The following is a 20,256-nucleotide window of genomic DNA, read 5'->3' as shown; positions in this document are numbered from 1 at the left end:
TGGATATGAGCGTACATTGTTTCTACTCCATGTACACAGGATAGACCAGACCGATTATGAAAAAATCCCGCAGCCGCTTTCGCGTACTCCGGGACAAATGCCACCTTCCGGCAGAACCGTTACACAACGTGTGACCGGTAATTTCAGTTCTGCTGCTGGTCTTCGTATTCTTTGATGGTCTGTTTCAGCTCTTCCAGCAGCTTGCGCCCATCTTCGCCGGTCATCCTGATGAACCGCTCCCGGACCGGCTGACTCGCCTGACGAAACGCTTCGCGTTCTTCGGGTGTCAGTTCGGTGATGATTTCCAGGTCAGGCTTATTCTTGCGAATCAGGCTCAGCCGCTCCTGGTTGAATTCTCTCTGCACCTTCAGGATGTAATCGTTGAGATCGGCTACCACCCCCGTCACCAGTTCCTGACGTTCGGCAGGCAGAGAATCGAAGAATTCACGGTTAGTGACAGCAGTCGTGATGAACGGGGCATGTCGCGCGAAAATCATCCAGTCGGTCACTTCGTAGAAATTCATCTCCTGGATCGCGAACACCGGGTTTTCCTGTCCGTCGATCATATTCAGTTGCAACGCCGAATAGACTTCGGAGTAGGGCAGCGGTGTCGGGCTGGCTCCATACGCATTGTAGGCAGCGATCAGCAGCGGGGACGTCATGACCCGCATTTTGACTCCCTCGAAATCTTCAGGCCGATGAATGGGATCTTTCGTTGTCCAGACCTGCCAGCCCTCCGAGAAAATGGAAAGCAGCTTCAACCGCTTGCGGGCGTAGAGTTCAGCAAAGGTTTTCTGTAACCGCGGATCTTTATTTAATACCTGGTTGTTAATTTCATCATCGTCGGAGAACAGAAAGTGCAACAGGAAGACCTGGACTTCCGGAATCAGTTTTCCCAGGTGCCCGGGGGAGGCCATCGCAAACTGTACCACCTCCATATCGACCAGCTCGGTAATCTGGTCCGAGGTTCCCAGGGTTCCGTAGGGATAGATGGTGACTTCAATTTCCCCATTGGAGCGTTCTTCGACGAGTTCCTTGAACTTCATCGCGTACTGATGCTGAACGCTGCCGATGGTCTCTTCAATTGCAAACCGCCACTGTGTCGGTTGATCGGTCGACGCGGTTGCTTCAGCACCACACGAAGTGCAAAGCAGGGAACCGCCCACGATCAGGAGCAGGCTCCAGGCAGACGCAGAACTGAATAATTTCTGAATCAGGTTCATGATGCTTATCCAAATGCGAGGTTGCGGAGAAACAGGGAAATACTGGGGAACGCAATCAGTAGTATCCCCGCAAACAACAGTATGGCGATGAAGGGGGGCGTGCCCCGAATCACCTCCAGGTAGGGACGGCGGAAGACCGCAATCGCGGTGAATATGTCACAGCCGAACGGTGGCGTCGCCGATCCAATGGCCACCTGTAAGGTTACCACAATTCCGACCAGTACCGGATCGATGCCTGCAGCAATTGCCACCGGATGGAAGATCGGGGTCAGAATCAGAATCACCACGATCGGATCCACGAACATGCAGCCGATGAAGTAGGCGATGGCAATCGTCAGCATGATCGTCCAGTAGCCCGAGTCTGGCGTCAGCCCCAGCCAGTTATTGATCAACGCGTCCGGCAGTTGTGCGAACGAGATCACCCAGCTGAAGGCAGCGCCTGCACCAACGAGGATGAAGACGACCGCGGTAATCAGCCCGGTCGAGAGTGCGATGTCCGGAATGTCTTTCACAGAGAGATCCCGGAAGAAGACGATCTCCAGAATCGCTGCATACAAAACCGAGATCGCCGCGGCTTCGGTGGGGCTGAAAATCCCCGAGTAGATCCCGCCGATGATAATCAGGGGGAAACCCAGCGGGAGCAGTGCCCGGCGTGCCGCTGTGCGACGGGTCGCAGCGTCTGTTTTTTCCTGGCGGGGAATCTGCATGCGAATCGAGGCGATCCAGCAGTAAATACAAAACAACAACAGTACCAACAGTCCCGGCCCGATGCCCGCGATGAACAATTCCCCGATCGAGGTACCCGAGACAACGCCGTAAACGATCATGCCGATACTGGGCGGGATCAAAAGTGCAATGTCGCTGGCGTTGATGATCAGCGCCGTGGTGAAGGAGTCGGGGTAACCTGCTTTGAGCAATTGGGGCCTGAGCGGTCCACCAATGGCGACGACCGTCGCCTGAGTCGAACCGGACATCGCACCAAACAGGGTGCAGCTGATGGCACTGGCGATCGGCAGACCGCCTCGCAGGTGGCCGACAAACGCCGTCACCAGGTCGAGTAACCGGTTCGCGGAATTCCCCCGCGTCATGATATCGGCTGCGAAAATAAACATCGGGACCGCGATCAACGCCGCGGGCTTGATCCCGCCGATCATCTGCTGGACCAGTACGGCCGGCGTCACATCCGGATGAAAGACCAGCAGGACCGCCAGGGCAGCGACGATCAGCGGGACCTTCATCGGAAAACCCAGCAGCAGTAAAAAGATCATGATGCCGATGATGAGTAAGGCTTCCATTCGTGATTCTCCCTGAGGGCCTGGGTTAGACTTCGCCGACGACCGTGGTTTCGTATTCGTCTTTCTGCGAATACGAAATATAGACGTCGGGTGCAGTCAGGTTGCGGAAGACCGTCAGGCCATATTGAATAGCCGACAGAATGAACCCCAGTGGGACGAACAGATAGATCAGGTACAAGGGCACCTGCAACACGGGAGAAATCGTGTCCAGAAAGCGGACGGTGTTGATGTATTCGAAAGCATACCCAGCCAGCAACAGCATTAGCAGAGCTGTCAGACTGTTGATAATGACCATCATGATTTTACGCCAGCGTCGGTTGAGCTGATCGTACAGCGCGGTCATGCGGATATGGCGACCCTGGCTGGCAGCATAGCTCAGGCCGATGAAGGTCACAACGATAATCAGGAACTGCGAAACTTCGCCGACACAGGCCAGGCTGAAGCCGAACAAGGCGCGGCACACCACATTACCGATCGATAGAGCGGCAATGATAATGATCGACCAGGCCAGCAGAAACGCTTCGATCCGCTGGATGATCGCAAATAATTTGTTCATCTGCGCTGATCCTCTGATAAAGGATGAAATTGAGAGCGCAGGAGAAGCAAGCAGGTCGGAGCAGGATCTGCACACGATCGCCACGCTGTGATTAACTCAACACAACAATCTGACATCAGATCCTCTTTTCTGGTTCTGGCAGCCCTCCATCAGGGACAACCGTTGTCTGTTACTGGAGACTGTAATTGACCGCCTGTTGTGATACGGGCTCACAATACTTGCGTGAGGCGATAAATTCCGGTCTGTATTTCTTCTGTCCAAAGGGTTCGTCGAGCTGGTTCCAGACGCTGTTATACACAAAGAACAGATTCGATCGCGGGAAGGGGGTGATGTTTCCGTTCGAGCCATGCATGGTGTTGCAGTCAAACAGCACCAGTGTGCCCGCGGGACCTTCTCCCTGAATGATGCCGTGTTCGTCGACCAGTTCCCGCAGGGAATCTTTATCGGGAATACCCAGTTCCTGCTTCTGCAGGGAAGTCAGATAATGATCCTCGGGAGTTTCTCCGACACACGAAACATACTTTCGGTGAGAGCCCGGCATCAGCATTAAGGGCGCATTAAACTCGTAGTTGGCGGTGAGCAACAGCGAACAGCTCACCGCACGCATCCGAGGCATCCCGTCTTCCACATGCCAGGTTTCGAAATCGGAATGCCAGTAGAACTCTTTCCCGGCAAAGCCCGGTTTCAGATTCACGCGCGACTGATGCAGATAAACTTCACTGTCCAGAATCTGCATTACCATTCCCGCGATCCGCTCATCCTGGGCAACTTCAGAGAAAAACGGGCTGATCTCCGCATGATGAATTGCAAACAGCGAGCGCAGTTCATCGCAGTCCGGCTCCACAATCGCTTCGGAGCGACTACGGGTCGCAGCACTTTCCTTGAGACGGGCCAGCTCGGCGTTACAGGCGTCGATCTCTTCCTGGGAAAAAAAAGCCGGCAGGATCAGAAAACCATCCCGTTCAAAGTGGTTCAGCTGACCTGCCGTTAATGGGCCATCCTCAGAAGATCCATACACAACCGGATCAGCCCGCTCCAGGAATTCGGGCTGAGGTTTGACGCGAGACGGATACAGATCTTTCGAATTCGCTACTTCAGTGTTCATTGCCTTCACGGTCACTGGCCAATGCCGGAGAGAGGCATTTCCAGCCTGATGAAAAAGTCCTTTATGTAAAACAACAGTGACGTAAACGCTGAGCTCCGAGTCGACTCAGGAGTCGGTGGTCGCAGCCGGATATACACCATTTTCGTCGTGGACTTCCTGACCGGTGACGGGAGGATTAAATACGCAGACCATTCGTAACTGAGATTTCGCTCTCAGGAGATGACGGTCGTTCTCATCCAGGGCATACATCATGCCCGGGGAGATGGGGTAAGTCGGCCCATCCGGAATCAGTTCGATTTCGCCTTCTCCCTCAATGCAATACACGGCTTCAAGGTGATTCTGGTACCAGATTTCCGTTTCCGTGCCCGGGTGAATCAGCGTGTCGTGCAGGGAAAATCCCATCTTGTCTCCTGCCAGCAGAAGACGGCGGCTGTTCCAGGTTTCGGCTTTAATGTCACGGTCGGTATCAATAACCTCACTTAATTGACGTACAAGCATTGTGAGCGTCTCTCTTCAGTTTCTTTGAATGAAATAGGTTGTCTATCAGGTTGAATCTCGGTTTCGCTGGAAGCCGGGCGTCTGATCACTCGCTGGTGATCAGACCCAGTTCTTTCATAATGACTTCGTCTTCCAGAACCGCTTTGTAGCTTTCAGCGACGATGTCGAGTCCCTGCTTCAGCAGGTCTTCTTCGATGGTCAGCGGCGGCAGGAATTTCAGCACGTGGCTGTCGGTACCGCTGGTCTCGATGATCAGACCCCGCTTGAAGGCGGCTTCGGTAATCTTACCCGACAAATCCGGACATTCCTGGCAAGCCAGACCCCAGATCATACCGCGTCCGCGGACTTCGAGATCAACGTCAATGATACTGTCAGCAATCGCCTGCAGACGTTCCTGGATCAGCTCACCCTTTTGTTTGATTTCGCGAGACAGCTGATAATCACCCCAGTAGTATTCGATTGCTTCGGCAGCGGAAACGAATGCGAGGTTGTTTCCGCGGAAGGTACCGTTGTGTTCGCCGGGTTCCCACTGGTCCAGTTCGGACTTCATCAGTACCAGCGACATCGGCAGCCCGTAGGCACTCAGAGATTTCGACAGGGTCACAATATCCGGCACGATTCCAGCCTGTTCAAAGCTGAAGAAATCACCGGTACGTCCACAGCCGACCTGAATATCATCAACGATCAGCAGCATGCCATGTTCTTCACACAGCGTTTCCAGCTGCTGCAGCCATTCGATACCAGCGACATTCACGCCGCCTTCACCCTGTACGGTTTCCACAATCACCGCTGCGGGGAGATCCAGGCCACTGCTGTTGTCTTTGAGCAGCGCTTCGAAATATTCCAGGGTGTCGATGTTGTCACCCAGGTAGCCGTAATAAGGCATGAAGGTCACGTTATTCAATGGTGTGCCGGCGGCATCGCGGAAGTGGCTGTTGCCGGTCGCGGCGACCGATCCCAGGCTCACGCCGTGGAAACCGTTCGTGAACGAAACAATGTTGGTCCGTCCGGTAATCTTGCGTGCCAGCTTCAAGGCAGCTTCCACAGCATTGGTACCGGTGGGGCCGGTGAACTGAAGTTTGTAATCCAGTTCCAGCGGAGACAGGATCCGCTTTTCGAAGACTTCCAGGAAACGTTCTTTGGCATCGGTGTGCATGTCGAGACCATGCAGCATACCGTCCCGTTCGAGGAACTCCAGCAGCTTGGCTTTCAGCTGCGGGTTGTTATGACCATAGTTGAGTGAACCGGCTCCTGCCAGGAAATCAATGTATTCATTTCCCTTGTCATCACGCAAAGTTGCGTTCTGTGCTTTGGTGAATGTGGTTGGGAACGAGCGGCAGTAACCTCGAACGTTTGATTCGAGTCGTTTGAATATACTCATGATATTACTGGTTTCTCTCCATGAACGGGTTTAAGTGTGAATGGACCAACCTGGTAGAGATCTTCTGCTTCGTGTTCTTCGACTTCACCAAACAGTGCAGCAGGAAATCCTTCTACCGATCGACATTCCGTATTAAGACGTTTCGCCAGTGAGCGAAACAGTTTTTGGGACGACTGATTCGATGGCGTGATCGTCGTCTCCAGGTGATTAACGTCGGCGAGCGACTCCCGCGACAGCAGGTCGTCCAGCATTCGGGAAGCGACTCCCTGGGAACGCAGGCGGCTGTCAACGGCGGCTTGCCAGATAAAGATCGTGTTCTCTCGCTGTGGAGGTCGGTAAGCGGATAAAAATGCCAGGACTTCCGAGTCCTGCTCCACAACAACGCAGGTATCGTGAAAATCACGACAGAGCAGCATGGTGGCGTAAGTGGAATTTACGTCCAGAGGAGGGCAGCGTTTAATCAGGCGGGAAATCGCAAGCGCATCTTCCACACGGGGCTCGCGAAAAATGAGTTGTTGGGCCGTATCCATTTGGCTTTTTTATGGGATTCCGAGCAAGTTGCTCTAGGAAAATGATTAGACTACAAAGTAAATTCAAAATACATTATTTTGAAACTGCGAGTCATATGCGATTGTCAAGTTTCACATTCGTGTCTTAATTTTAACTTAATATAGACGATATCTTGTGTTCTGAAACGCGTGGCTCAGGGGTGAAACGACATCACTTGGCAGAATTAGTTAGTGTTCAATACTTTGTACTCAATGTATATCAGAATGTCAACCCCCAGATTTGGAAATGCAGGTGAATTGGGGGTCCCCCGTGCCTTGATCACGATTCTGGCCCAGACAGGGCTCAAATCGCGCGCTTGGGCAAGATCGGTTTGCCCCTGCGTGAGCAGGCTCAACTCTGTTGAACAGTTGTTGCTGCGACCCTCAGAACCAGTTTCAGCCGATTATTCCGACTATATCGAAAGATTCGTACGTTCAGTGACATTCAGGAGTGGGAATCCGCTTTCGGTTGCTTGTCAAACGCGTCGGTATCCGGTTCTGCCGGTCCTGTATGAGACGAGACATCACCCGCAGACAGCACGGGAGAAGCATCAATGTCTTCCGCGTCCATCATCGTGGCGATCCGCTGCAGCGTGGCCAGCATCTGCGTCTGTTCCCATTGCTGCAGCGTCAACAGTTCACGACGAAAGCGATCCTGCAGCAGCGACGGCGCGTTTTTCAGCATCGCCTGGCCTTCGTCTGTCAACTCCACCACCACGGTCCGCTTATCCTCTCCACGACGGGAGCGGGAGACCAGGTGCCGTGATTCCAGTCGACTCAGAATTCCCGTCAGCGTCGCCTGGCTCAGGTGAATCGATTTCGCCAGCGCCCCGACCGTAATCGGCTGTCGCCGCGCAATCGTCTGTAGTGCTGCCAGTTGTGGGGCAGTCAGTCCGATTTCCTGCATCAGGTTCCGCGAATGCAAATCGATCGCACGCGTGATGCGACGCAGGGCCACGATAACCTGATCCTCAAGTCCTAACGGCGACATGGGATTCTCGACTTTAATTAGAAAGAGCTCAGAGACGCTGTGATATCGGTTCATTATGCATACTCCGCACACGATTTCAACCAGATCTCCCGCAGAGCCCCTGTTCTGCTGCCCGTTCTGTTCACAATCAAATTGTCAAAGATCGAGGGAATCAGTTGAGCTCCAACTGACGCCGTTTCACTGTTGCTGTTTCAGCGCGAGCCTTAACTGCAGCGGATAATCCGTCAGGATCGCATCCACGCCCGCCGCAGTAATCCGCCTCCAGTTAGCAGGCAGATCGCCGCTGACCGTGGGCCCGGCGATAAACGTGCGTTTGCCCGCCTGGTGTACCTGCTGAATTTCACTGGCCGGTGCGAGGTACCGCAGATAAACCCAGTCTGCATTACGCGCACCGAGCGCGTCCTTGAATTCGCCCGCGTTATTGGCCACCGCAGCAGTCTCCGCTTTCGGGGAAGCCGCTTTGAGCTTGTCGCGGACCTCAGATTCCTGAATCGTTCTGCCGATAAAGATCAGTTTCGACAGCACCCCATGTTTCTCGGCCAGCCGTACGACATCCTGTTCTACGTTCGCATCTTTAAAATCGACGGCGACCAGAATCTCGTGCTGACGATAACGGGAGACCAGTTCCAGAACTTCATCAATCGTGGGCACCTGTTCGCCCTTGAACTGACTGTCAAACCAGTTGCCTGCGTCCAGCTTCTTAATTTCTGCCAGCGTCAGGTCCGCTACCTTTCCAGTGCCGTCAGTGGTGCGGTTGACAGTCGTGTCGTGCAGGCAGATCAGGTGGCCGTCTCGGGTTCGCTGCACATCGAATTCAAAACCGAGTCGCAGCTCCAGGCAGGACCGGAAGTTCGCCAGCGTGTTTTCCGGTGCGACTTTCAGCAGCCCCCGGTGAGCCACAATCAGCGGTTCGGCTCTCGTTACGGAGTGAATCAGAGTCAGATATAACAGCACAGTCATCATCAGCAGTCGGCAGGGGCGCAACATTGTCTTCTCTTTCTAAGCAGGCACCGGCTAAACAGGCACAGGGAATTGATTATTTCGATTTTGAATGAACTCCTTCAACAGGTCAATCACCGGCTGCGCTTCGTTCGAAAAATTCACATTCAGAATCAACGCATTTTTATTTTGTATTCACTACTGCATTTTATGCACTGGAACGGTTCAGTTCTTTTCACTGAAGAAACTGAACTTGATCGGCTCCTGCCGAATCCTATCTTGTGTAATTCTGCTTCGCGCGCGAGGCGGATGATGCGTGCACTGGAACACGGACCACAACTGATTCAGAAACACCTGAATCGCCGTCGATTTCGTCCACTTTTCACCGGAACAATGCGAACCAGTGCGTTCTGTCTCGTACAATTTCAAACCATTTCGCAGCACACTCAACGCATTTGAAATGCATCTCACTGATAATTCAGAGCCATTCACCACCGACCGGGAGCACAATCTCCGCTTGACCCCCACGCGCCCTTCCGCAAAATACATAACCATGCTGAAAGACCTCCCAGAGAAAAAAATGAGCCGCAGGACATTAGCCCCGGTTGAAAGTCATTCGGTAAACATCATTCAAATAATGAACCACCGTCTGCCGTTCTCCAGCAGAATCACGTCGCCCTCATCAAACAGTGCTCCCATTCCGGGTGAACCATCCTACGGATCGGCGGCAGCCCGGAAAGAGCAGTCTCAACCACTGCGCCTCCTTCATCACTGAAAATACGAGCCACACGGCGATTCTCGAGAAATCCTGACCGCTGTCAGGCAGGCATTCCGATAAATCTTCTATGCCGATTTCGCAAAGCAGTCTGAACCCGATCAGGGCACAAATCTTGCGCAGCTTACCCTGCCTGATATTGCTGTGTCTCAATTTCTGCTCCGCACAGGCAGGAGATGCCGCAGCAGAGCCGCTGCTCATCGAGCAGAGTGAATTTGGCAAAGCTCTCACCGAGACAGAACCCGCGGCCTTACCGGTCGCGCCGGTCACGGGTTTCTACTTCGCCCCCTGTTGTGGCACCCTGTTTCAATGGAACGCGGGCCCGGAATGTTCGGGCGGTCCTCAGCTGGACAAGCCGTTGCAGACTGATCGACCCAACTTCACCTCCACTTCGGTGACCGTAGGGCAGGGGGTGACGCAGATTGAATCGGGTTACACATACCTGAAAAGTAACGAGGGGGGACAGGACGTCCGCTATCAGTCTTTTGGCGAGTTCCTCTGGCGACAGGGGATTCTGGCGGATTGGCTGGAGTTTCGCGTCGGCTTTTCACCCCTGCAGCAGACGGCACAGATCGGCACGTACCATAACAGTACTTTCGGCACCCAGGATCTGGATCTGGCACTGCAGTTTGCCTTAACACCTCAGGCAGGTATTCTGCCTGAAATGGCGCTGATTACATCGATGAGCGTTCCGACCGGGAGCCCGGCTTTTACGGCTCAGCATGTGGAACCGGGCGTCGATCTGATCTATGCCTGGCAGTTAAACCAGATTGTCTCCGTCGCTGCATCCACGCAGGGCTATGCAGATATCGACACCAGCGGGAAGTACTTCCTGGAGATGGCCCAGTCCTGTTCGGTCAATTATACGTTGAACAGTCAGCTCAGCGCGTTTACCGAATGGTTCGTGCTGATTCCCAGCGGCGCCCGCACCGCACGCACGGAACACTATTTTGATGCCGGGTTCACCTTCCTGATCAATAACAATGTGCAGCTCGACTGGAGCGCGGGCGTCGGTCTGAGCGAAGGCGCATCCGACTTCTTCGCCGGCGCCGGTCTTTCTGTCCGCTTTCCCTGATCCCGCAATCGCAGCGATCAGCGTTTGACGCCTTCCACAATCGAGAGATCGGACGAAGTCGGCACAATCTGCGTCAGTTCGAAGCCGGCCCGTTCAAACAGCAGACGGAATTCCTCGGCAGTCCGTTCTCTGCCTCCTGTGACCAGCAGCATGATCAGGTCCACGAACTTTCCCCAGAAGGGTGCATTGCCCGGTTGGATGACACTCTCCAGAATCAATAGCTTGCCCCCGTCCGGCAGGGCCGCATGACAGTTCTTGAGAATGCGGAGTGATTGTTCGTCGTTCCAGTCGTGAATGATGTGCCGCAGGAGAATCGCATCCGGTCCCTGGGGCAGCGACTGGAAAAAGTCTCCACCGACCAGCTGGCAGCGATCGGACAAACCGGCCTGGTCGATCTGGGTCTGGGCCCGTTCGACGACATGCGGCACATCGAACAGCAGGCCATGCAGATGAGGGTTCGCCTGCAGAATGCCTGCGAGGTGCAGACCATTGCCCCCGCCGACATCCGCCAGGACCCGGGTATTTGTAAGATCGTAAGCATCCAGGATCGAATCGTTCCCGCGTCCGTGGATGCCGGTCATTGCCCGGTCGAAGATCTGCGCCTGCTCCGGATGCTCGGCCAGAAACTCAAATACCGATTTTCCCCAGATCTTGTCGTAAGCTGGTTTCCCGGTCTGCAGGCTGTAAATGATTTCGCACCAGGGCCGGAACTGGTCTTCGCCATTCATGATCGCGCAGGCCTGTTTCGATTCCGGGTGATCACTCCGCAGCGGTTCCGCCAGTGGCGTGAGGGAGAAGGCCCCCTGTTCGTTTTCCGCGAAGATCCCCACACTGGCCAGGGCGCGGAGCAGGCGGTACAGCGAGTCCGCATCGGTCTGCGTCGCTTCCGCCAGTTGTGCCGCGGTCCGGGGACCCGCGGTCAACTGATCGGCGATTTCCAGTTTGGCAGCGGCATAGATGCTCTGCGAAATACAATAGCCGGTAATCATCCGCTCCAGTTGTTGCGGATGGGTTTCGTCGGTCATCACAGCGTCTCCTCAATTCAGCTCACCTCAATTCGGGACGAATCGCATCGACCGACAGGCAACCGGCATTCCAGATCTACTGCTTAACGCATTCGATAATGCTCAGCTCGGATTCCGTCGGGATGATGCGCGTCAGCTCAAAGCCCGCCTCGGCGAACAGGCTGCGATACTCTTCAGCCGTCCGTTCCTTACCGCCGGGGATCATCAGCATCACCAGGTCCAGGAACTTGCCGGCGAACGGTTCGTTGCCGGCCGGGATCACACTTTCCACAACCAGCAGTTTAGCGTCTGCAGGCATCGCGGTGTGACAGTTTTTGAGAATCGTGAGCGACTTTTCATCGTCCCAGTCATGAATGATGTGCCGCATAAACCAGGCATCCGCGTTCCCGGGCACCGCTTCAAAGAAGTTGCCTCCCACGATTTCGCAGCGCTCACTCAGTCCCGCTGCCTCAATGTGCGGCTGAGCCCGTTCGACAACGTGAGGCAGGTCGAACAGAATCCCCTGCATCTCGGGGTACTGTTGCAGAATGTGGGCAATGTTCGAACCGTTTCCGCCGCCCACGTCAACCAGGGTCTGAATGCCTGAGAAATCGTAGGCCTGCATGATCTCTCCGGTTTCCCGGCCATGAATGCCCATCATCGCCTGATCGAAAATCTGGCCTTTGTCTTCATGCTGAGACAGGTATTCGAAGATCGGCTGACCAAAGACCTTGTCGAACGAGGTCTTCCCGGTCTTTACGCTGTACATGATCTCGCTCCAGCACTGGAACTGCTCATCACCCGACATCATCGCCAGCGCCCGCTTGGAACCGGGGACATCGCTCCGCAGAAATTCCGCCATCGGCGTTAACGTGAATTCCTGCTGTTTGTTTTCCTCAAAGATCCCGATGCTGGCCAATGCACGCAACACCCGATACAGGGCGCCGGCATTCGTGTCGGTAGCGGACGCGAGTTGGGCTGCCGTCTGGGGCTGGTCGACCAGCAGGTCGGCGATTCCGAGTTTCGCCGCTGCATAAATAGCCTGGGATGTCCAGTAGCCGGTAATCATCTGGTCCAGTTGCTGATGCAGTGCATGCTCCGTCATTGTGCTTTCATCCTGAGAAAGTGGAAATTATTTTTTTCCGACCGGCGGTGGTTGCGGGCGGGAAAAGGTCAGTTTGCTGTCAGTCGATTCATCGGGCTGGTACTCGTAACCATCCAGGTTGAATCCGGTCAGATCTTCCGGGGCATCGATGCGGTTCTGTATCATCCAGGCCGCCATCCGACCGCGGGCCTGCTTCGCGAACAGCGCGATGGTCCGCGATTTGCCATCCTTGATTTCCTTGAAGACCGGCGTAATCACCGGACATCCGAGTTGTCTGGGTTTCACCGATTTGAAGTATTCATTCGAAGCGAGATTCACCAGGGCCCGCTGTTTCTGTTGGTCGAGATCCGCCTTGAGTGACTCGGTGATTTTATCGCCCCAGAAATCATACAGCGAATTTCCCTGCCGCGTCTTGAGGCTGGTTCCCATTTCCAGCCGATAGGCCTGCATCAGATCGAGCGGACGCAGCACGCCGTACAGACCGGATAAAATCCGCAGGTGATCCTGGGCATACGCCAGATCGCGGGCTTTGAACTGACTGGCATTCAGGCCCTGGTAAACATCCCCGTTAAACGTCAGCACGGCCTGCTTGGCATTCTGTGTCGTAAACGGAAGCGACCATTCATTGAATCGGCCATGGTTCAATTCAGACAGATCGTCACTGATGCTCATCAGTTCGCCCAGCGCTTTCCGCGACATCCGCTTCAGTTTATTGACGAGCGTTTCCGCTTCCTCAAGGAATTCGGGCGTCGAATATTTCGAAGTCTGTTTCTGGGGATCCAGGTTCAGTGATTTGGCCGGGGAAAGTACTGTCAGCATGGTCGCAATCCGTCTATCTGCAGGTGATTTCAGTTCGCGTTGGTTATAGACCGCGCCTGTCGGATTGTCAATAAACAGATTCCCGTCCGGCTCACGGCCGAATGGCGCGATAGTATTCGATCATCGCCTCCACCTTGTCGGTCTGGGGATGCAGGGAACCCCAGCGGAAGACCATCACCCCGGTCGCTGGAGGCCGCGAGCCATGGTCGAGGACCGGCTGCACCTGTTTGACGGGCACGGTTTCGCCCCAGTCCGAGAGCTGCACGATAGGCCAGATCTTATGCCGTTCTCCAGGCTGCCCCTTGATACCGAGGTACTTTCCCAGCCATGCCGTCTGTCGGGAAATCCAGGCCGGGTCCTCGGGGTGATTGAAGCGGGCATGATAAGGCATGATGCTGAAAACATCGATGTACTGCGCCTGGGCCTTGAGATCGATGGCCAGCTTGTTCTTCAGCGCTCCGTCGAATTCGGTGTCGGTCCACGGGCAATGGAATGTGCCCAGCAGCGCTTTCGGTCGTGTCTCTTCGATGATCGAATGGAACTCGCGGACCCAGTCGGTGAAGACGTCACACCGCCACTGGGTCCACTTCGCCTTCTGTTCTCCCAGCAGCAGTTTGGAAATTTCGGCCGTCGGTGCCTCGGGCAGTCTGGTTTTCGTATCTTTTTGGTACTGTTTCAGGCAACGTTCACAGAAGCAGGTGTCCGGCATGGCCGGCTCGGCCCGTTCCCAGCTGGCGTGACTGTGATGATAATCGAGCCAGATGCCGTCAATCTCATACTCTTTGAGCACGCGACGAAATTCCTGCATCCGATATTTCCGATAACCGGTATGAGTCGGACAGATCCCCTGCCAGCCATGCGGGGGAGGCGAGACCTTCCCGTCCACGCCGATCGGAGCCGCATCCGGATGCTCCTTGAGATAGCCGGCGACATGCAGCGTGTTGAACTCGGCAAAGACCTGCGCCCCCTGTCGCTTCAGTTGAGCGATCCTTTCAGCTGTCAGACTGCCCGAGCCCATGAAGATCGCATTCACGCCCAGTTCGGTCAGACTGCGGTTCTGCTCCAGTATCTGTGTCGGCGCACCGCCGTAGATCCCGCGGATTTGAATATGCGGTCGGGGCTGTGGCTCCGGTTCCGCTGCGCGGAGAGTGACATTCGGCTGCAGGAGCAGACAAGAGAAAGAGCAGAGCATCCAGGGAGCAATGCGGTGCATGGGAGTGCCTCGTTTCGGGGAAGGATTCAGTCGGTTGCCGTTGGTTGTACGATTTTCTGGAGCCAGCGACGCGCCTGGCTCCGCTGGGGAATATCTTTTAACACCCATTCATCGGAATGGTTAGGGTAGGGGAGTGCCATAAACGTGAACTGCCCCGCCACACCACTCTCTTTGAGATACGCTTCTGTCTGCTGCGTACTCATTTCATGGCTGATGAACTGGGGACGCGTTCCCAGCCGCACCAGTCGCTGGCGGGCAGACGCGGCATCACTGTCGGGGTAATTCCACCTGCGCACGCCGTCATAATGGCTGTGGGGCAGCATCGCTTTCCAGAGTTTCGCGATCTCCGCGTCTCGCAGCCCAATATAATTACAGGCGATGGCACCCCGCGAAAAGCCGGTGAGGATGACATTCTTCGCGTCGCCGCCATATTCCCTGCAGATGCGGGCCACGGTCTGCTTGCAATAGTCGGCCGTCGCATCCGGATCGCCCCACCATTTGACGGCATGCTTGCCGGTCTTCGGATCCACGAAGGGCAGACTGACCCAGATCATGCCGACGCCGCCGGACAAACCATAACCCAGCTTGCAGTCCTGCACTCGGCCCCGACTGACGTCATTCAGGGCATTGCGATAACCCCCGTTGCCCGGATATTCCATGATCACGGGATATGTCTTCCCTGGCCTCCAGTCCGTGGGCAGATACAGTGCATGAGCGATTTCGGTCTTTTCGAACCCCTCATTCGTCTGCCAGACCCGCTTGCCGGGAGCAGGTGTGCCCCGCGTGACCGCAGGCACCGTCAGGTCAGAGGGCAGGCTGTTGAGATTGACCGGCTCCGCAGCTGCAACGCTGAGCGTGCTGCAGATCAGGATCAGCAATGTCTTGAGCACAGGCATGCGATGGTCCTTTCTGAATCCGCTCAATTCGACTGCTGAAAGGCGGCCGCTCCGGGATCGCCACCCGCCTTGAGGTAGGCCAGCAGATCCAGAATGTCTTCCTGCGTGAGCACATTGATCAAACTGGCAGGCATGGGTGACGTCTTCGAAAGCACGGCTTCCTCGATTTCCTCGCGGAGCACAGGCACCGTGGTCTGACGAATCGGATCGGTTTCAACGGTGATGGTGGTCTTGCTGACCCCCACCGGTCTGCCGGTCACGATTTTTCCGCTACTGAGGACGTAGACAGTATAAAGGTATTTCGGATCCATCACTTTGGACGGTTCAATAATCGACTCCAGAATCGCCCGGCTGTCAAAGCGTTTGCCGACATTCGAGAGATCCGGGCCGATCTGCGCCCCCGTGGAACCGATCCGATGACACTTGAGACAGTTCGCCGCCAGCAACGCCTGTCGCGCGTTTTTGAAGGAACGGTTCTGTGTCACTGAAGCCAGGTGCGGTTCGAGGTCGGTCAGTTGCCAGTCTTTTACCACAGGCCGCGCGGGAACCACTTCTTCCACTTCCAGCGGTTTGTCGAGGGCAGCGATCTCCTCGCTGAACTCCGACTGTTGTTTGTCGCTGAGTAACTTCAGGAAGTCCACGCGAATATCACGGAGCCGTTCGGTCAGCTGCTTACCTCCCGTAAAGTGGCGGGCTGAACCCAGCCAGGCAAGGAACTGACGCTGAGTTTTCGGAGTCCAGCCGCGCGAGGCCTGAGTCAAGGCACGGGCGGTGCGGATCTGATCTTCCTGGGGCGATGTTTCTGTGAGCAGCGTCATCGCACGGGGGACGACCGAATCATCGTTCAGATAGACCAGCAGTTCACACAACATGTGATTCGCGCTGCTGGTCGCATGCGGAAACAGGGGGCTCAGTCGCTCTCTGATTGTCGCGGCCTGGGCTGACGTCGGTTTGCCGAGTCGAATACAACCGAGTTCATACGCACGCAGTAACGCCAGTAACTGTTCCTGCGATCGCGTGCTGATATCGATCCGGTTCAGTGCTGTCAGGACCGCGTCTCGATCTTGAGGGGTTCCCTGATGACACAGGGCAATCAACGCCTCGATTGCTGCGACCGGCGCCGTCTCTGAAAGTGCCTGCTCACGCCAGCGGGAGACATCCTGATGTTCCAGTGCCTTGCGGGCGGTGAAACGCAGCCAGCGGTCGTCACTGCTCAAGTGTGTCCAGAGTACATCGATCTCAGGCACCGTGGAGTTGAGATATGGTTCGAGGTTCCGCCTCAACCGGCGGGCGGCTTCTCCCTGCTGACGGTCTTGCGCACTGATTTCAGGAGCCTGGGAAGTCGGACTCTGATCGGCTCGCGGCGTCACGCGATACAGACCCGATTGCGAGCCGCGACCTCCAGTGATGAAATACAGCGCACCATCGGGACCGAACTGCATGTCACACACATTCAGCGGCCCCCCTTCCAGAAAGACTTCATACTGACACTGATAGCTGGCTCCCGCAGGAATCAGATCCACGAGCAGGATGCGTCCATTCTGCCAGTCGGCGATATACATGGCGTTTTTGAAGCGGGTCGGAAAGCGACTCTGGGTGCCGAAGACCATCCCGGTTGGAGAACCCAGGCCCGTGTTGAGCGTGCTGGGCAGACTGTCAGCATAATACTCGGGCCACTTGCCGGTTCCCCACCGCCAGCCATACTCGCCGCCGGGAATAATATGATTGATGCGGGTCGGGCGATACCAGGGTTGGCCGATATCCCATTCCATGTCGGCGTCGTAGGTAAACATCTCCCCTTCGGGGTTAAAGGCGATGTCGACCTGGTTCCGAAATCCCCCCGCGAGAATCTCCCAGGTTTTCCCTGCCGGGTCGGTCTTGAGAATGTAGCCGACGCGATCATCCTGACCGGCGTCATGCGGGTTGGGCAGCAGTTGATCGTTCTGCGGATCGCGATAGGGAGACTGGGGGGAGACTCCCTCCGGAAACGAGACATCGTTGCCGACAACCAGATAGATGTTTTTGTCGGGGCCAAGTACGAGCTGATTGCTGCCATGACCGAACCGGCTGCGGTAATCCAGTGATTTCAGCAACTGCCGCTGATCGAACTGACCGTCGCCATTCGTATCCTGGAATCGATGCAGTCCCTCGCCGTTCGTCTCACTGATATACAGACTGTCGTGGGCATATAACACGCCACGACAGTGTTTTAACTTGTCGTCGATTTTTTCGAACGCGACTTTGCCCGTATTATCTTTGAAAGTGAGTCGACCCAGACCGACATCGTCCAGTCCCAGGATCACGCGCCCCCGATCATCGAAGGTCATGCTGATCCAGGAGCTTTCTCCCGCCTGCGCCGAACGCAGCAGTTCCACCTGAAAACCGGGCTGCACGCGGATCGAACTTACCGGCGTCGCCTGTTGTTCTGCACCGCGCACACTCTGAGCGACACTCGTAAGCAGCAGGGCGATAAGGCACATCCAGGAAAGACAGTTTCGCATCGGGTTACTCCTGTGTGAGTTTCAGGATGGCAAACACTGGACGGTGATCCGAGGCCAGCGGTTCATTGATGACTTTGGTTTCGATGACTTCAAAACGGGCCGCAGGTCGATAAAAGATGTAATCAATCCGGGAGCGGGGCTTCGTCGCAGGCGCGGTTGGGGTGGCGTCTTTATCGATGGCGTTAGTCCAGCGTTTGAGCAGAACCTGAATCGGTTCCTCTTCCGGGCGGGCATTCATGTCTCCCGCCAGGATCGTGGGGACTTCAGACTCGGACGCGAAGTACTGATTGATGGCTTTGGCTTCCGCGACCCGATCTTCAGGCACATTATGTTGAAAGTGCGTGCTGATGAATCGTAGCGGCTTCCCATCGGGACCCTTCACGGTCACAACGATTGCGCCCCGCGGATAAGTCACCCGTTCGGGCGTACTTTCGGTGTAGGGGAGTGGCTGGATCATCACATCCAGAATCGGCAGGCGCGTCAGCACTGCATTGCCAAACAGGCCCCCTTCGTAATGCTGTGTTGGTCCGAAGCGAACTTCGAGTCCCGTCAGTTCCGACAGGCGTTGTGCTTCGTGAACGCGATTGGAACGTTTCACGCCCACATCAACTTCCTGCAGGGCAACCAGGTCCGGCTTGGTCTGTGCAATTACTTTCGCCAGCCGGGCTACATCGTATTTGCCATCGGTTCCCTGTCCGTAATGAATGTTGTAACAGAGCACACGCAGGGAATCAGCGGCGTGCACGCGCTGTGTATCAAGGCTGTTACTGAAGACGAGAGCGATGGCTGTCAGCCAGAGCGAACATTTTAATAAAGAGGGGATTGAGAAACGGCAAGACTGCAGCATGGTGTCGGTTCCTGAGTGTTTCTGGTGTCGAGGTGCTCATTAAAGGAGGTCAGAGCGGAAAGTGTTTCTATTTACTATGAGACAAGCATTGTGCCGCGTCAATCCCGGGCACGGTTTTGGACCGCACAGACTGAGACTGTCGCTCACACGACGATTTCGGCGCGCGTTACAGACTTTCTTTGGCAATCAGACAATTTTTTCAAAAAAGAATGGTATGCATGAGAACACACCGACCGCTTAGAAACGACATTTCATTTTTTCGACATTCAATCTTAATAAACGCCTTGTAGGATTCCCGCAACTTCGGAGTAGCGGAGCATCCTTCCTGCCTAACCTTCCGACAAAACGGTCAGTCAAGACCATCCTCGGCATCAAAGTGCCTTGAAACGCCAAGTCAATCTGTTTTTCTCTTCGTTTTTTGGGAGTTGCTTTGATGCTTCTTCGCTTTTTGCGCCCTGCCGGCGCGCGTACTGCCGTTGCAGTACATCGTCGTGGTTTTACTTTGATCGAGTTGCTGGTGGTAATCGCGATTATCGCCATTCTGATTGCGTTACTGTTACCCGCTGTGCAGCAGGCCCGTGAAGCCGCACGTCGCAGCCAGTGCAAAAACAATCTCAAGCAGTTGGGGATTGCACTGCAGAACTATCATGATACGCACGGCGTCTTCCCTCCCGGTGGAGTGATTGGAACCTGTGCGGGTACACCTCCAACCAATATTTCCGGTAGCCAGGAATGTAGTGGTTTGAGCCTGGGCGGCAACTGGTTGCTGTATATCCTGCCTCAGATGGAACAGAGTTCTCTGTGGGAAAAAGCTGCTCCCATTTTGAGTGGAGACAAAAACCCCCTGGACGCGATGAATAACGTATTCGGTCACTATGCTCCTGCAGCTTATCGCTGCCCGAGCCATCCCTGGGATCGTCGTTCGAACGTCTCGTTCCGTGCCCTGGAGCACATGTCACGCGGTAACTACGCTGCCAACTACGGTTCAGGCAACCTGACCGAGTCTTACACGAATACCCATGCTGGTGTCTTTACCATCAACTCCGCAGTCGGAATTCGGGACATCAAAGATGGTACCAGCAATACGCTGCTGACCGGCGAGGTCATGTACCTCAACGATAATACCTCCGATGCCCGCGGTGCCTGGGTTTATTCCGGCATGGGTGGTTCCGCTTTCAGTACAGGTCGGAACCCCAATTCAACAACCGCCGACATCCTGGCCAGCTGTAGCACCACTACCGAGCTGCCTTGTACCGCCGGAAACGACGGAACCCAGATTGCGGCTTCCCGCAGTCATCATACCGGAGGCGTCCAGGTCGGACTGGCCGACGGTTCCTGCCGGTTCATCTCTGAAAATATCAGCCAGGCCATCTATCAGGCCCTGGGAACCCGCGCTAACCGGGAAGTGATTGATAACTTCTAAGCGGTTATCAGATTCGATGTCGTTATACGAGCCAGCCGGAGAATGGCGCGTTTGAACCCATT

At 55.3% G+C, this 20,256-nt stretch carries 18 protein-coding genes; 2 read left to right on the top strand and 16 right to left on the bottom strand.

What is annotated here, in order from left to right; genetic code table 11:
- Positions 1-143: 143 nt before the first annotated feature.
- The 9 genes from FYZ48_RS09100 to FYZ48_RS09060 all read right to left on the bottom strand — a co-directional run bounded on the left by FYZ48_RS09100 (position 144) and on the right by FYZ48_RS09060 (position 8,584).
- Positions 144-1,223: a TRAP transporter substrate-binding protein gene (locus FYZ48_RS09100; RefSeq protein ID WP_149339563.1), complete on the bottom strand. Its 1,080-nt coding sequence runs from the start codon at positions 1,221-1,223 to the stop codon at positions 144-146.
- A gap of 5 nt (positions 1,224-1,228) precedes the next feature.
- Positions 1,229-2,518 carry a TRAP transporter large permease gene (locus FYZ48_RS09095; RefSeq protein WP_149339560.1) on the bottom strand — a complete coding sequence of 430 codons (1,290 nt, stop codon included), beginning with the start codon at positions 2,516-2,518 and terminating at the stop codon, positions 1,229-1,231.
- Positions 2,519-2,543: 25 nt separating this feature from the next.
- Positions 2,544-3,074 (bottom strand): TRAP transporter small permease, encoded by a 531-nt coding sequence (locus FYZ48_RS09090; RefSeq protein WP_149339557.1) that lies wholly within the window; start codon positions 3,072-3,074, stop codon positions 2,544-2,546.
- 169 nt (positions 3,075-3,243) lie between these two features.
- Complete coding sequence (gene thpD, locus FYZ48_RS09085; RefSeq protein ID WP_149339555.1) at positions 3,244-4,179, bottom strand: ectoine hydroxylase; 936 nt, start codon at positions 4,177-4,179, stop codon at positions 3,244-3,246.
- A gap of 105 nt (positions 4,180-4,284) precedes the next feature.
- On the bottom strand, positions 4,285-4,677 hold the full coding sequence (locus tag FYZ48_RS09080; RefSeq protein ID WP_149339553.1) for an ectoine synthase: 393 nt from the start codon (positions 4,675-4,677) through the stop codon (positions 4,285-4,287).
- 85 nt (positions 4,678-4,762) lie between these two features.
- Positions 4,763-6,058: a diaminobutyrate--2-oxoglutarate transaminase gene (ectB, locus tag FYZ48_RS09075; protein WP_149339551.1), complete on the bottom strand. Its 1,296-nt coding sequence runs from the start codon at positions 6,056-6,058 to the stop codon at positions 4,763-4,765.
- Positions 6,055-6,588: a diaminobutyrate acetyltransferase gene (ectA, locus tag FYZ48_RS09070; protein ID WP_149339549.1), complete on the bottom strand. Its 534-nt coding sequence runs from the start codon at positions 6,586-6,588 to the stop codon at positions 6,055-6,057. The genes ectB and ectA overlap by 4 nt, the downstream gene beginning before the upstream one ends.
- Before the next feature lie 463 nt (positions 6,589-7,051).
- Positions 7,052-7,651 carry a MarR family winged helix-turn-helix transcriptional regulator gene (locus FYZ48_RS09065; RefSeq protein ID WP_242022514.1) on the bottom strand — a complete coding sequence of 200 codons (600 nt, stop codon included), beginning with the start codon at positions 7,649-7,651 and terminating at the stop codon, positions 7,052-7,054.
- Between the two features lie 123 nt (positions 7,652-7,774).
- Positions 7,775-8,584: a glycerophosphodiester phosphodiesterase gene (locus tag FYZ48_RS09060; RefSeq protein WP_149339547.1), complete on the bottom strand. Its 810-nt coding sequence runs from the start codon at positions 8,582-8,584 to the stop codon at positions 7,775-7,777.
- An 842-nt stretch (positions 8,585-9,426) separates the two neighbouring features.
- On the opposite strand from FYZ48_RS09060, the gene FYZ48_RS09055 reads away from it, so the two are divergent.
- Positions 9,427-10,386 (top strand): transporter, encoded by a 960-nt coding sequence (locus tag FYZ48_RS09055; RefSeq protein ID WP_187781943.1) that lies wholly within the window; start codon positions 9,427-9,429, stop codon positions 10,384-10,386.
- A 17-nt stretch (positions 10,387-10,403) separates the two neighbouring features.
- Here the strand turns inward: FYZ48_RS09055 and FYZ48_RS09050 are convergent, their stop codons facing one another.
- From FYZ48_RS09050 to FYZ48_RS09020, 7 genes are all read right to left on the bottom strand, one after another.
- Positions 10,404-11,411 (bottom strand): methyltransferase, encoded by a 1,008-nt coding sequence (locus tag FYZ48_RS09050; protein WP_149339542.1) that lies wholly within the window; start codon positions 11,409-11,411, stop codon positions 10,404-10,406.
- Positions 11,412-11,487: 76 nt separating this feature from the next.
- The gene (locus FYZ48_RS09045) at positions 11,488-12,495 is read right to left on the bottom strand and encodes a methyltransferase (protein ID WP_149339539.1); all 1,008 of its coding nucleotides are present in this window, start codon (positions 12,493-12,495) and stop codon (positions 11,488-11,490) included.
- Between the two features lie 27 nt (positions 12,496-12,522).
- A complete protein-coding gene (gene yaaA, locus FYZ48_RS09040) occupies positions 12,523-13,314 on the bottom strand; it encodes a peroxide stress protein YaaA (RefSeq protein ID WP_149339537.1) in 792 nt (263 codons plus the stop codon).
- Between the two features lie 91 nt (positions 13,315-13,405).
- A complete protein-coding gene (locus FYZ48_RS09035; protein ID WP_242022511.1) occupies positions 13,406-14,527 on the bottom strand; it encodes a hypothetical protein in 1,122 nt (373 codons plus the stop codon).
- A 26-nt stretch (positions 14,528-14,553) separates the two neighbouring features.
- Entirely contained in the window at positions 14,554-15,423 is an 870-nt protein-coding gene (locus tag FYZ48_RS09030) for a hypothetical protein (protein ID WP_149339535.1), read from the bottom strand.
- 23 nt (positions 15,424-15,446) lie between these two features.
- The gene (locus FYZ48_RS09025; RefSeq protein ID WP_149339533.1) at positions 15,447-17,924 is read right to left on the bottom strand and encodes a c-type cytochrome; all 2,478 of its coding nucleotides are present in this window, start codon (positions 17,922-17,924) and stop codon (positions 15,447-15,449) included.
- A gap of 4 nt (positions 17,925-17,928) precedes the next feature.
- Positions 17,929-18,771 (bottom strand): endonuclease/exonuclease/phosphatase family protein, encoded by an 843-nt coding sequence (locus FYZ48_RS09020; protein ID WP_149339531.1) that lies wholly within the window; start codon positions 18,769-18,771, stop codon positions 17,929-17,931.
- Positions 18,772-19,204: 433 nt separating this feature from the next.
- Between FYZ48_RS09020 and FYZ48_RS09015 the strand changes: the two genes are divergently transcribed.
- The gene (locus tag FYZ48_RS09015; RefSeq protein WP_149339529.1) at positions 19,205-20,194 is read left to right on the top strand and encodes a DUF1559 domain-containing protein; all 990 of its coding nucleotides are present in this window, start codon (positions 19,205-19,207) and stop codon (positions 20,192-20,194) included.
- The last annotated feature ends 62 nt before the right edge of the window (positions 20,195-20,256 follow it).

This window comes from Gimesia chilikensis (assembly GCF_008329715.1).
Classification (GTDB): Bacteria; Planctomycetota; Planctomycetia; order Planctomycetales; family Planctomycetaceae; genus Gimesia; species Gimesia chilikensis.
This window is presented reverse-complemented; position numbering and strand designations above follow the sequence as displayed.